Annotated in this window: 9 protein-coding genes; 3 read left to right on the top strand and 6 right to left on the bottom strand. The window is 70.3% G+C overall.

Annotated features, from left to right (window positions below; all coding sequences use genetic code 11):
• Nucleotides 1–88: 88 nt before the first annotated feature.
• Entirely contained in the window at nucleotides 89–2,020 is a 1,932-nt protein-coding gene (locus EPN98_RS04670; protein ID WP_293361003.1) for a pyrroloquinoline quinone-dependent dehydrogenase, read from the top strand.
• Between the two features lie 37 nt (nucleotides 2,021–2,057).
• Here the strand turns inward: EPN98_RS04670 and EPN98_RS04665 are convergent, their stop codons facing one another.
• The 3 genes from EPN98_RS04665 to timA are packed head-to-tail and all read right to left on the bottom strand — an operon-like array spanning nucleotide 2,058 to nucleotide 4,315.
• On the bottom strand, nucleotides 2,058–2,549 hold the full coding sequence (locus EPN98_RS04665; protein ID WP_366558458.1) for a Smr/MutS family protein: 492 nt from the start codon (nucleotides 2,547–2,549) through the stop codon (nucleotides 2,058–2,060).
• Nucleotides 2,550–2,557: 8 nt separating this feature from the next.
• Nucleotides 2,558–3,691, bottom strand: coding sequence for an MltA domain-containing protein (locus tag EPN98_RS04660; RefSeq protein ID WP_293360999.1), 1,134 nt, complete (start codon nucleotides 3,689–3,691; stop codon nucleotides 2,558–2,560).
• A gap of 6 nt (nucleotides 3,692–3,697) precedes the next feature.
• Nucleotides 3,698–4,315, bottom strand: coding sequence for a TIM44-related membrane protein TimA (gene timA, locus EPN98_RS04655; RefSeq protein ID WP_293360997.1), 618 nt, complete (start codon nucleotides 4,313–4,315; stop codon nucleotides 3,698–3,700).
• Between the two features lie 177 nt (nucleotides 4,316–4,492).
• Between timA and secB the strand changes: the two genes are divergently transcribed.
• Nucleotides 4,493–4,975 (top strand): protein-export chaperone SecB, encoded by a 483-nt coding sequence (gene secB, locus EPN98_RS04650; RefSeq protein WP_293360995.1) that lies wholly within the window; start codon nucleotides 4,493–4,495, stop codon nucleotides 4,973–4,975.
• Between the two features lie 151 nt (nucleotides 4,976–5,126).
• Here the strand turns inward: secB and dnaQ are convergent, their stop codons facing one another.
• The 3 genes from dnaQ to EPN98_RS04635 form a co-directional block, all read right to left on the bottom strand.
• Nucleotides 5,127–5,864: a DNA polymerase III subunit epsilon gene (gene dnaQ, locus EPN98_RS04645; protein ID WP_293360993.1), complete on the bottom strand. Its 738-nt coding sequence runs from the start codon at nucleotides 5,862–5,864 to the stop codon at nucleotides 5,127–5,129.
• Nucleotides 5,865–6,013: 149 nt separating this feature from the next.
• Nucleotides 6,014–10,876, bottom strand: coding sequence for an NAD-glutamate dehydrogenase (locus tag EPN98_RS04640; RefSeq protein ID WP_293360991.1), 4,863 nt, complete (start codon nucleotides 10,874–10,876; stop codon nucleotides 6,014–6,016).
• A 218-nt stretch (nucleotides 10,877–11,094) separates the two neighbouring features.
• Nucleotides 11,095–12,252: an AI-2E family transporter gene (locus tag EPN98_RS04635; protein ID WP_293360989.1), complete on the bottom strand. Its 1,158-nt coding sequence runs from the start codon at nucleotides 12,250–12,252 to the stop codon at nucleotides 11,095–11,097.
• Between the two features lie 312 nt (nucleotides 12,253–12,564).
• On the opposite strand from EPN98_RS04635, the gene EPN98_RS04630 reads away from it, so the two are divergent.
• On the top strand, nucleotides 12,565–12,722 hold a 158-nt coding region (locus tag EPN98_RS04630), incomplete at its 3' end, for a helicase HerA-like domain-containing protein (RefSeq protein WP_293361214.1).

Raw genomic sequence — 12,722 nt, 5'->3', positions numbered from 1 at the left:
GGCCTCGGCTCCACCGCTCGTCCCAACCGGTCCTCCGTCCGCCCCAGCAGAGCTGTCCGCCCTTCCAGGTGTGTGGATGATATCGGCCATGACCCAGCGCCTTTTCCTCGCCGCCGCCTCGGCCCTCGCACTCGCCGCCTGCGCCCAGCCTGTCCCCAGGGCTGCCCCCGCGCCGGACGTGGACTGGGCCCACTACGGCGGCGACGCCGGCGGCCAGCGGTTCTCGCCCGCCGCCCAGATCACGCCCGCCAATGTCCGGGGCCTGAAGGTGGCCTGGACCTATTCCACGGGCGAACTCGCCAGGCATCCTGACGCCAGCGACCGCGCCGCGTTCGAGGTCACGCCGATTCTGGCCGGCGGCCGGCTGATGATCTGCACGCCCTTCAACGACGTCAGCGCCCACGACCCGCAGACCGGAAAGCGGCTCTGGCGCTACGACGCCCGGATCGACGACACGCTGCACTATCCCAACAGCTACAACTGCCGCGGCGTCGCCTACTGGCGCGACCCAGCCGCGCCGGCGGGCGCCCCCTGCGCCGAGCGGGTGTTCATGGCCACCAACGACCGGCGCCTGATCGCGCTGGACGCGGCCACCGGCAAGACCTGCGCCGGCTTCGGCCGGGACGGCCAGGTCGACGCCATGCCGGGCGCGAAGCTGGCCCGTCCGGCTGGCGCCCAGATCACCTCGGCCCCGGTCGTGGTGGACGGCGTCGTGATCACCGGCTCGTCCATCGACGACAACCAGCGTGTCCACGAGACCTCGGGCGCGGTCCACGCCTTCGACGCCGTCACCGGCCGTCTGCGCTGGGCCTACGATCCGCTGGCCGCGGCCAAACCGGCCGTCGCGGCCGGCGCCGCCAACGTCTGGGCGCCGATGTCGGTGGACGTGGAGCGCGGCCTGGTCTTCCTGCCCACCTCCAGCCCCAGCCCCGATTTCTACGGCGCCGCCCGGCCCGGCAACGCCGGCCACGCCAACTCGGTGGTCGCGGTGAAGGCCGCCACAGGCGAGGTCGCCTGGGCGTTCCAGACCGTGCACCACGACGTCTGGGACTACGACGTCCCGGCCCAGCCGACCCTGGGCATGGTGAGTTACAAGGGCGGCCCACCCCGCCCGGCGGTGATCCAGACCACCAAGCAGGGCCTGCTCTTCACCCTCGATCGCGAGACCGGCCAGCCGATCATTCCCGTCGAGGAACGTCCCGTCCCGCAAGGCGGGGCCTTGGGCGAGACTCTGTCGCCGACCCAGCCGTTCCCGGTGGCGCCAGAGGCGCTGGCCCCCAACCGCATCAAACCCGACGACGCCTTCGGCCTGACGCCCTGGGACCGCGCCGCCTGCCGGAAGAAGCTGGCCGGCGCGCGGGCCGAGGGGCTCTACACCCCGCCCATGACGGGCGGCGGCACGATCATGTACCCTTTCACCGGCGGCGGCTCGAACTGGGGCGGCATCGCCTACGACGCCAGAGCCGGCGTCGCCTACGTCAACACCAGTTCGGCGCTGCACCACATCACCCTGATCCCCAAGGACAAGGTCAGGGCCGCTCAGGACGCCGAACCCGACGTCGAGATCAGTCCGCAGGAGGGCGCCGCCTATGGCATGCGTCGCGACCTGTTGCGCTCGCCTCTGGGACTGCCCTGCAATCCGCCGCCCTGGGGAACGCTGGCCGCGGTCAGCCTGAAGGACGGCCGCGTCATCTGGCGGGTCGTCCTGGGGACCACCCGCGACCTCGCACCCGGCAGCCACCTGTTCATGAAGAACCTCGGCACGCCCAACTTCGGCGGGCCGATCGTCACGGGCGGCGGCCTGGTCTTCATCGGCGCGGCGATGGACAACTACCTGCGCGCCTTCGACGCCGCCTCGGGCAAGGAACTCTGGAAGGGGCGGCTTCCGGCCGGGGGCCAGGCCACGCCCATGACCTATGTCTGGAAGGGCCGCCAGTATGTCGTCATCGCCGCTGGCGGCCACGCCAAGAGCGACACGCGGCGGGGCGACCAGCTGGTGGCCTTCGCGCTGCCGATGTGAGCTCTTCTCCCTCTCCGCTTCGCGGGGGCAGGGGAGATCACGTGCGGGGCTTCCGTTTCAGCGCCACATAAAGCGCCCCGGCCCCGCCGTGGTGACGGGCGGCCTCGGAGATCCCGGCCACGATGTGGGTCAGGTGGGCCTCGCCCAGCCATTCGGGGACGCGCTTTCTCAGCACGCCGTCGCCCTGGACGCCCTTGCCGGTGATCACCAGCACCGCGCGCCAGCCGTCGTCGAAGGCGCGGTGGAGAAACCCCTCGAGCGCCGCCTTGGCCCGGTCCTGCGTCAGGCCGTGCAGGTCGATGCGCGCGCCGATCTCCTCGCGCTCCTTGGCGATGCGGTGGCGGCGGTTGGGCTCGATGCCCTCCAGCGCCTCACGCAGGCGCTGCTTGGCTTCCTGGGCGCGGCTGGGCTCAATGCGGGCCGCGGCGTCCAGGGTCTGCGGCCGCGGCGTCTTCGGCGCGAACCGGCTGGGCAGGGGATGCACCGTCGCCGCCACCATGGACCAAAGCCGCTGCTCCTCGGGCTTCAAGGGCCGCTTCATGACCGCGGAACGAGCCGCCACATCTTCAGCGTATGCCGCACGCGGCCCGCCTCGGCTCCGGCCGCAGCGCCTTCGCCCAGGTAGAGGTCGGCGCGCACGTCGCCCTTGATCGCCCCCCCGGTGTCCAGCGCCGTCACCAGCCGCCGGTAGGTCGGGAAGGCGCCCGCCAGCATCGGCGCCTCGCCGTCGATCCACAGCAGCTCGCCCACGGCGTGGAAGGCCGGGTCCACCGCCACCGCCCGGCCGCGGGGCAGGGGGATGTTGGCCGCGCCGACCGGCGGCTTTCCGTCGTCGGGGGCCAGGCGGAAGAAGGCGTAGCGGGGGTTGAGCCGCATGATCTCGTCGGCCTCGTAGCCGCGATGCGCGGCCAGCCAGCCGCGGATCGCATCGCCCGAGGTATTGTCGCGCGCCAGCAGGCCCCGGTCCCGCATCGGGTTGGCGATACCCACGAACGGGTGGCCGTTGTGCGCCGCATACAGCGCCTTCATCCGCGTACCGTCTTCCAGCACCAGCACGCCCGAGCCCTGCACCTGCAGGAAGAACAGTTCCTCGGGCCGCATCCAGGCCAGCGCGCCGGCGTTCGAGCTGGTCTCGATGGTCAGGCGGTCGGGGTAGGGGACCTCGCTGCCGTCTGGCAGCACCTGCACGACCGTCGCCGCGTCGACGGCCTTCAGGTCGGCGGGCCGGGGCCGCACGGGGGCGGTGAACTCGGAAGTGGGCGTGCGTCGCGCGTCGTACACCGGCGCGAAATAGGCGGTGAGCACGCCCTCGCCGTCGCCCACGCGCTGGGCCTGGAAAGCCCGCTCCAGGAACGTGCGGCCATCGCCTGGGGATATCGGCCCCGCCGAGCGGGCGCGGGCGCAGAGGTCGGCCAGACCCGGGTCGCGGCTCGCATGGCAGGTGGCGCGCCAGGCCTCGAAGGCGCTGTCATGGTCCTCGGCGGACCAGCCCGGCAGCTGCGACAGCTCGATACGGGCGGGCGCCTCGGGCGCCCGGGGTTGAGGGGTCGGTCGCGCCGGGGGCGCCGAAGGCGTTGGAAAGCCCGGCGGCGTCGGGCCGTGTTCCGAGGGCGTGGCGCAGGCCGCAAGACTGAGCGCGGCGAGGATCGCCGCGAGGACGCCCCGTCGCATGCCCGGTTAGGCCTCGGCGGCGTCGACGTTGACGAGCAGCCAGTTCGGGTCGCGGCTCTTCAGCCGGCGTTCGAAGGTCCACAGTTCGGCGGTGCGGCGGTCGTCGACGCCCTCGCCCTCGGGGCCCTTGGTGCGGCTGCGGAACTCCGCCAGGAAGCGCACGGTCACCTGCGCCAGATCGCCATCGCGAACGTCGGCGCGCTCCAGGTCGGCGCGCGGGCTCTGGTAGAATTCCACCGCCTCGGTCCGGCCCTGAGCTTCGCGGGCGTCGATCGCCGCTTCGAAACTGGCCAGGACCTGGGGCGCCAGCAGGTTCTTCAGCGTCTCGCGGTCGCCTTCGGCAAACGCCTTCACGATCATCTCGTAGGCGCTCTTGGCCCCGGACAGGAACCGGCTGACGTCGAACGTCGGGTCCTTCGCGCGGACGGCGGCCAATCCGGTCAGCTCGACGCCGTCATCGACGGTCTCGCCGCTCTGCAGCGGGGCGGGCGCGCGCCGTTCCACCGCCTCGACGGTCTGGCGATCCTCAGGTTGCAGACCCTTGCGCCGGCCCAGCACGGAATAGAGCTGGTACAGCACGATGGCGGCGAGACCTGCGAGGATGATCAGCTGAAGGACTTGCAACGGCGGGCTTTCGGTGGTGGCGGCGCTTCTGACGAACGTTATACGCCGAATACACCTATATAGTCCGCAGGAACGCTGCCGTCAGGGGCGGCGTTGCATCGATTGGGGCGCCATGTTAGCCGCTCGCCCCGAAAGCACGCGATCTCCGCGTCCGAACGAAGAGATTTCCGAGACATCATGAGCGAAATCGACGCTGGCGCTGGCGCGCCTCCGGCCCAGGGCGGCGAGCCCGGCATCCGTATCCTCGCCCAGTTCATCCGCGACCTGTCGATGGAGAACCCCCGGGCGCCCGACGCCCTGCGTCCCAGCCAGGACCAGCCGCAGATCGACCTGAACGTCGAGATGAACGCCCGCGGTCGCGAAGACGGCCTGTTCGAGGTGGACCTGAAGCTCTCGGCCCGCGCCGCGCGGCCGGACGGCCCGCTGTTCCATGTCGAGCTGCTGTACGGCGGCGTGTTCGCCATCGGCGGCGTGCCGCCCGAGGAGATGGAGCCGGTGCTGCTCATCGAGTGCCCGCGCTACCTGTTCCCGTTCGCGCGCCGGATCATCGCCGAGGTCACGGCCGAAGGCGGTTTCCCGCCCTTCCTGCTGGACCCCATCGATTTCGCCGGCGTCTACGCGGCCCGCAAGGCCCAGGAACCCCAGGTCGGCCACGCCTGATGTCGTTCCCTCCCCCTGGGGAGGGACAGCTCGCCTGCGGCGAGCCCGGTGGGGACGTGTGGGCCGGAGTGCTGACGTCGGGGAGGATCGATCCTCCCCCACCCGTCTCGCTGCGCTCGCCATCCTCCCCAAAGGGGAGGGAGAGTTGGCGCTAGGCCGCCTTTTCTTCCGCCTCGACCAGACCTTCCAGCCCGAACGGCGCCCAGAGCGCCTCACCCTTCACCTTGTCGCGGATGAAGGCGGCGTGGATCGCCCGCTCGGCGTCGGTCGAGCGCGGCGCCAGCGCCCGCGGCCGCGGGCCATAGTCCACCCGCACCGTCATCGACACCGAGGTCGAAGTGGTCTCGGCGGATAGCTCAAGGCGCCGCTCACGGCCGCCCTTGAGCTCGAGATAGACCGCCGCCAGCAACTTGGCGTCGATCAGCGCCCCGTGCTTCTCGCGCTCGCTCAGCGAGATCTTGAAGCGCTTGCATAGGGCGTCCAGCGAGTTGTGCATGCCCGGGAAGCGGTGCTTGGCCAGGGCCAGGGTGTCGATCCACTGCGCTTCATGGATCTCGGCGCGCCCGCAGTTGGCGAGCTCCCAGTTCACGAAGGCGCGGTCGAAGGCGGCGTTGTGCGCGATGATCGGCGCATCGCCGACGAACTCCAGGAACGCGTCCACCACCTCGGCGCTGTCGAACCGCGGCTTGCCCCGCAGGAACGCCGATGACAGCCCGTGCACCTTCTCGGCCTCGGCGGGCATGTCGCGCAGGGGGTCGATGTAGACGTGGAAGCTGCGCCCGGTGGGCACGAAGCTCTCGATCTCCAGCGCCGCCAATTCGACGAGCCGGTCGCCGGTCAGGGGATCGAACCCCGTGGTCTCAGTGTCGAGAACGATCTCACGCGCCATGCCTTCTGATGCCTTGCGTCGCCCTGGGCGCGCAACGGGGCGGGACGCAGATGTCCCCAGCGTTCGGCGATGCTCCACAAGCGAAGACATGGTTGCGAACATAGCAGGAACATTCCGGCTCCACCATCCTCGCCGCTCCCGGCCTCGCCCTAGGACGCCCGCCGCTTCCGGCCGCTCGCCGCTTCGGCGGCCAGTTCGCGCAGGGCGGCGTTCGCGATGGTCAGCTTCGCGAAGGTCCAGCCGCCGCCGCCCGCTTCGATCTCCTCCACGGTGCGGGTGGCCGCCTGCGCCAGGTCGGGACGCAGCGCCGCCCAGGCCGAGACCGCATTCCGCGCCGAGACCGCATCGTCGCCGGCCTGCGAGCCGCCGGCGAAGGCCATGATCGCCCGGGTCAGCTGGGTCTGTTCGCTCAGCAGGTCCTCGATCAGCCGCCGCAGCGCGGTGCGTTCGAAGATGTCGCCCGCCCGGAACTCGCCGGCCGCCGCGCGCACCCGGTCGAAGGCGAAGGCCGCGCCCGTGGCGTAGTAGAGCCGCGCCACATTGGGCAGGCTCCAGCTGGACGCTTCTGCGAGGTCCACCAGGTCAACGGCGTTGGCCAGCGGACCCAGCACCGCGGCCGCCTCGGCCATCTTCAGCGGCGCGCCGGCCTCGACCAGCCGGGCGACGTGGGCGTCCACCTGCGCCCGCTCGGCCTTTGGCAAAATCTCGGGCAGCAGGCTGTGCAGGCTCTTGAAGCCCGGGGCGTAGCGCGCCGTCAGCTCGGCGACCGTCAGGCCCTCGCGGCCGCTGCGACGCGCCAGCCAGAATGTGGCGCCGCGCAGACCCGAGACCAGCCGCCGGAACAGCGCCAGCTGGCCCGCCGACGGGATCTTGAGGTCCATCGCCTCGACCTGGCCCCAGAGGGTCTCGAAATCGAGCGCCTGCTTGGCCGCCTCGTAGCCGGCGGTCAGGGCCACCACGTCGCAGCCGGCCGACGTCATCGTCCGCGACGGGAACGAGGGCCCGCAGCGGTTGATCATGTCGTTCGCGATGACCGTGGCGATGATGTCGGGCCGCAGGCGGTGGCCGCGGATCGCGTCCTTGTACTTGCGCAGCAGCTTCGGGAAGTAGGTCTCCAGGCGACCTTCGAAGAACGGATCCTCGGTCGCGTCGCTGGCGGCGATCAGGCGCTTCAGCTCCAGCTTGCCGTAGGCCAGCAGCACGGCCAGCTCGGGCCGGTACAGGCCCTTGCCCGCCTTGGTCCGCTCGGCGACCTCCAGTGCGTCGGGCAGGCCCTCTACGGCGCGGTCCAGCCGTCCCGCGTGCTCCAGCTCGCTCATGAACCGGGCGTGCGGCGCCAGCTCGCCCACGGTGTCCAGCTCCAGCAGCGAGAGGGCCAGGGTCTGGTCGTAGTTGTGGACCAGCACGTGGGTCGCCACGTCGTCGGTCATCTGCGGCAGCAGCTTGTTGCGCTGGGCCCGCGTCAGCTTGCCCTGCCGCTCCAGCATGCCGGTGGTGATCTTGATGTTCACCTCGTGGTCCGAGGAGTCGACGCCCGCCGAGTTGTCGATGGCGTCGGTCTCGACCCGGCCGCCCTTCATGGCGAACTCGATGCGCCCGGCCTGGGTCAGGCCCAGGTTGGCGCCTTCGCCCACCACCTGGACCCGCAGGTCCTCGCCGTTCACGCGCACGGCGTCGTTGGCCTTGTCGCCCACGTCGAGGTGGCTCTCGCCCTTGGCCTTCACATAGGTGCCGATGCCGCCCAGGTAGAGCAGCTCGGCCGGCGCCTTGAGGATCAAGTTGATGACCTCGGTCGGCGCCAGGGTCTCGGCCTCGGTGCCCAGGAACGCACGGATCTGCGGCGACAGCGGGATCGACTTGGCCGACCGCGAGAACACGCCGCCGCCCTTGCTGATCTTCTTCTTGTCGTAGTCCTGCCAGGACGAGCGGGGCAGGGCGAACATCCGCTCGCGCTCGGCATAGCTCTTCACAGGGTCCGGATCGGGATCGATGAAGATGTCGCGGTGGTCGAACGCGGCCTGCAGGCGGGTGAACCGCGACAGCAGCATGCCGTTGCCGAACACGTCGCCCGACATGTCGCCGCAACCAACGACCGTGAACGGCTCGGACTGGATGTCCTTGCCCATCTCGCGGAAGTGCCGCTTCACGGCCTCCCACGCGCCGCGGGCGGTGATGCCCATCACCTTGTGGTCGTAGCCCACCGACCCGCCCGAGGCGAAGGCGTCGCCCAGCCAGAAGCCGTAGGACTCGGCCACCCCGTTGGCGATGTCGGAGAAGGTGGCGGTTCCCTTGTCGGCCGCCACGACCAGGTACGGATCGTCGCCGTCATGGACGACCACGCCCTGCGGCGGGATCACCTTGCCCTTGGCGTCCAGGTTGTCGGTGATGTCCAGCAGGCCCGACAGGAACACCTTGTAGGCCGCGATCGCCTCGGCGCGCACGGCGTCGGGCGAGCCGCCCTTGGGCAGCTGCTTGGGATAGAAGCCGCCCTTCGAGCCTACGGGCACGATCACGGCGTTCTTGACCTGCTGGGCCTTCACCAGCCCCAGGACCTCGGTGCGGAAGTCATCGCGCCGGTCCGACCAGCGCAGGCCGCCCCGGGCCACGGGGCCGAACCGGCAGTGAACGCCCTCGACCTGGGTCGAGGAGACGAAGATCTCGCGGTACGGCTTGGGCGCGGGCAGATCGGCCAGCTGGCCGCTGGCCACCTTGAACGAGATGTAGGACTTCACCGCCCCGTCCGCGGTCCGCTGATAGAAGTTGGTCCGCTGGATCGCGCCGACCAGCAGCGCCAGGCGGCGCAGCACGCGGTCGTCGTCCAGGCTCTCGACCAGCTGCAGCGCCTCGTTGACCTCGTCCATGACCGCGGCGGCCTGCTCCTGACGCACGGCGACGTCGGCGGCGATGGCGGGGTCGAACTTTATGCGGAAGAGATCGAGGATCAGCCGCGCCACGCCGGGATGATTCGACAGCGCCTCTTCCTGCACGCGCTGGGAGGGGTCCAGGCCCGACTGCTGCCGGTAGCGCGCGAGCGCCCGCATCAGGGCCGCGTCGCGCCAGGGGATGGACAGCTCCATCACCAGCCGGTTGAAGCCGTCATTCTCGGTGCGGCCGCTCCAGACGGCCACGACGGCGTCCTCGAACGCGTCCTTGATCTCGGCGAACACCAGGTCGGCGCCGCGGGGGTCCTCGATCTCGAAGTCGTGGATCCAGACCGCGTCGCGGCCTTCCGGCGTGATGGCGAACCCGGCCTCGGCCAGCGCCTTCAGGCCCATGTTCTCCAGGATCGGCAGCACGTCGGCGAGCGCGGCCGGGACGATCCGGCGATAGAGCTTGAAGCGGAAATGCAGCGGCCCGTCGGCGTCGGTGCGATAGGCCCGCACGCAGATCTGCTGGTCGCTGGAGAAGCCGTCGATCACGGCCACGTCGTCCAGCGCCTCGGCGGCGCTGAAGCGGTCGCGATAGCCGGCGGGGAAAGCTTCGCGGTACCGGGCGACCACGTCGCCCACCGCTCCGGCCTCGCGGCCGCTGGCGCGCACCTCGGCGTCGAACCGATCTTCCCAGGTTCGGGCCGCCTCGGTGATCTCGGCCTCCAGCCGGCGCAGGTCGGGGAGCCGATGCTGGCCCGGCGTGAACCCGATGATGAAGTGGACGCGCGCCAGCGGGCTGTCGCTGAAGCTGGGGTAGTAGGCCGACAGTCGACCGCCGTAGGCCTCGGTCAGGATGTCGCCGGCCTTCTTGCGCAGGTCGGAATCGTAGCGATCGCGCGGCACGAACAGCAGCACCGAGGCGAACCGGTCGAACGGGTCCTTGCGTTCGAACAGCTTCACCCGCGGTCGGTCGGACAGATGCAGGATGCCGAGCGCGATCTCCAGCAGCTCGTCTTCGCTGATCTGGAAGAGCTCGTCGCGGGGGTGGTTCTCGACGATGTTCTTGAGGCGCTTCTCGTTGTAGCTGCCGGGCGCGGCGCCGGCGCGGGCGAGCACACGCGACACCTTCTCGCGGACCAGCGGCACGACGCCGGCGGGCTGGTCGTAGGCCTCCGCGGTGAACAGGCCGACGAAGCGCACCTCGCCCGAGGGGCGGCCGTCGTCGCCGTACCGCTTGATGCCGACGTAATCCATGTAGCCGCGCCGATGCACGCGGCTCCGCACGTTCGACTTGGCGATGGTCACCGCCGGATCGCGGACGATGCGGTCCTTCATGGCCGCCATCAGCACGGCCGGCTCGTTGGCGCGCCGCAGCACGGTGCGCTCGGGATCGCGCAGCACGCCAAGGCCATCCTTCGCCTGGTAGAGCGGCTCTTCGGCGGCGTATTCGCCCGACTTCAGCCGAGGGTATTCGTAGACGCGGGCGCCCAGGAACACGAAGTGCTCGGCCCGCAGCCACTTCAGGAATTCCACCTCGTCGGGGCGCGCGCGGCCCGAGGCGTCCAGTTCGGCGACGGTCCGTCCCATCAGCTCCAGCATCGCCGGGAAGTCCTCGACGGCCTGACGCACGTCGGACAGCGTGGCCTTGACCCCCTCGACGAGGGTCTTCTCCCGGTCGCGGCCCACCGGATCGAGCAGGACCTGGATCATCGACTCGCGGCGCGGCGCGCCGGTCTCGGCGCGGTCGCCGGAGCGGTCGCGCTTCACCTCGACGATGGGATGGAACAGCGCGCGGACCTGCAGGCCCTGGTCGGCGATCTCGCCCATCACGCTGTCGACGAGGAAGGGCGCGTCGTCCTGCACGATCTCAAGCCGGTCGAGCTCGGCGTTCAACGCCGGCGCGATGCGGATCTGCGCGCCGCGTCCGCGCCGGCGTTCGGCGAAGCGCCAGAAGTCGGCGAGGTTGCGGGCGAGGCCCTGGGCGCCCAGCTGGTCGATCTCTTCAGGCTGGGCGTCGGCCGCGGCCTGCCTGGCGAAGGCCTTGGCGCCGTCGACGGCCGCGTCGTCCTTGAGTTCGGCCTGCAGGGCGCGGGCGAGCCCGGCGGCGGCCCCTTTGCCGGGAGAGCGGGGCGCGCGGGTCATCGGGCCGCCTCGTCAATGCGGGTAGAGGCCGTCGAAATGAGATGGGACCGGAACGCGAGGACGCCGCCGGAGGAGAGTGTCCGGCGGCGTGTGGTTTCGCCGAGGGGGACCGGCGAAACACCTGGTGCTCGCTGCGCCCGTGGGGTTGGGAAACGGACGCACCTGCTGGAGGTTTGGGTCGTCCAGCCAACAATAGATAGGGAGGCGTGCATCGGAGTTTAAGTCCCGGATGGCAAGTTCTTCGAGCGCCGCTTCGGCGCAGAGGTCTTTGTCGATTTGGCGGGGCCGCCGGGCGATGGCGGCGCGACGCCGCCCTGGCGCAGCTCGCCCGGATTGCCGTCGGCGGACAGGATCACGGCGATCCAGTATGTGCCCCGGAACTGGGCCAGGATCACCATCATCACGGTCGTGAGCGGCGTCGACAGGAACGCGCCGGGCAGCCCCCAGACGACGCTCCAGAACGCCAGCGCCAGCAGCAGGACGATGGGGTCGATGTTCAGGCTGCGACCCTGCATCCGCGGCTGGACCACGTTGCCGACGAACATGCCGATCGCCTGCAGCACGCCGAACAGGACCAGCGGCTGCACGATTCCCTCGAACTGGACGAAGGCGAAGATCGGCGGCAGCGCCACGGCCACGATGCCGCCCACCACGGGGATGTACGACGCCATGAAGATGAGGATCGCCCAGAAGAGGGCGTTGTCCAGGCCGATGGCCACCATCGCCAGCCAGGAAGCGACCGCGATCATCAGGCCGGTGACGGTCTGGACCCAGAGGTACTGCTCGACGCCGTTGCGGATGCGCAGGAACGCGGCCACGGCTTCCTGCCGCTCCTCGCGGTCGCCGAACAGGCTCACCGCCTTGCGCTCCCATCCGCGGCGCGAGGCCAGAATGAAGCCCAGGTAGACCAGCACGAACGCAGCGGCCGCCACGAAAGTCTGCAGCCCGCGCGCCACCTGGCCCAGGTAGCTGGTCGGATTCAGCTGCTGGACCAGCTGGGTGAGGGACGGCGGGGCCTCGACGCCCAGCTGGCCGGCGATGCGCGCGATCAGGCCGTTGAGCTTGGGGGTGTCGGCCACCAGCTGCGTGGCGAACGCGCTGGCGTTGTCGGCGATGAAGAACGCCGCGCCCCCGAAGATCGCCACCGACAGAACGATCGCCGCGGGCATGGCCAGGCGCTTGCTGACGATCGGCACGCGGGCTTCCAGCACCCGCGCAAAGCCGTCGATCATCACGGCCAGGAACAGCGCCAGCGCCAGGGGCGTCATGATGTCGCCCAGCACGTAGAGAACGGTCCCGGCGGCGATCGTCGCCAGGATCACCAGCGCGTTGCGCGAGACGGGATCGACGGCCGGCGTGGGTCTTTCGACGGGCATGCGCGCTTTCAGAGAAGGCTCGGGGCAATGTCGGCGTGGTCGGCTACGCCGTCAAATCGGGCGTGCTCTACCCCGCTTTGGCGCGGTTTGGCAGTGTCTTTGCCCTCATTGTCCCGATTTTCGGCATGAACTGTCGCCGAACTGACGCGTTCGGGGCGCGTCGGCGCCCCATTTGATTCAACCACAGAAAACACAGAAGAACACAGAAGGGCTGTGGTTCGGCCGGTGACACGGACCCCTTCTGTGTTTTCTGTGTCGTCTGTGGTTTCAAGAGGCCGCGCCTGCTGCGCGTGCCGAGCTGGAGAGTAGCGTATGGCCGACAACGGCGTTCTGATCGGGTTCTCGGGCCAGCCGGAACACCTGCTGCTGCATCGGGCCAACCGCCACGGGCTGGTGGCCGGGGCGACCGGAACGGGCAAGACCGTGACGCTGCAGATCCTGGCCCAGGGCCTTTCGGACGCTGGCGTCCC

Source organism: Phenylobacterium sp. (genome assembly GCF_004299445.1).
Taxonomy (GTDB): domain Bacteria; phylum Pseudomonadota; class Alphaproteobacteria; order Caulobacterales; family Caulobacteraceae; genus Phenylobacterium.
This window is presented reverse-complemented; position numbering and strand designations above follow the sequence as displayed.

Excerpts from the sequence above, each read along its gene's own strand:
- dnaQ (WP_293360993.1), bottom strand. The coding sequence starts at position 5,864 with ATGGCGCGTGAGATCGTTCTCGACACTGAGACCACGGGGTTCGATCCC.
- EPN98_RS04635 (WP_293360989.1), bottom strand. The coding sequence starts at position 12,252 with ATGCCCGTCGAAAGACCCACGCCGGCCGTCGATCCCGTCTCGCGCAAC.
- secB (WP_293360995.1), top strand. The coding sequence starts at position 4,493 with ATGAGCGAAATCGACGCTGGCGCTGGCGCGCCTCCGGCCCAGGGCGGC.
- EPN98_RS04670 (WP_293361003.1), top strand. The coding sequence starts at position 89 with ATGACCCAGCGCCTTTTCCTCGCCGCCGCCTCGGCCCTCGCACTCGCC.
- EPN98_RS04640 (WP_293360991.1), bottom strand. The coding sequence starts at position 10,876 with ATGACCCGCGCGCCCCGCTCTCCCGGCAAAGGGGCCGCCGCCGGGCTC.
- EPN98_RS04660 (WP_293360999.1), bottom strand. The coding sequence starts at position 3,691 with ATGCGACGGGGCGTCCTCGCGGCGATCCTCGCCGCGCTCAGTCTTGCG.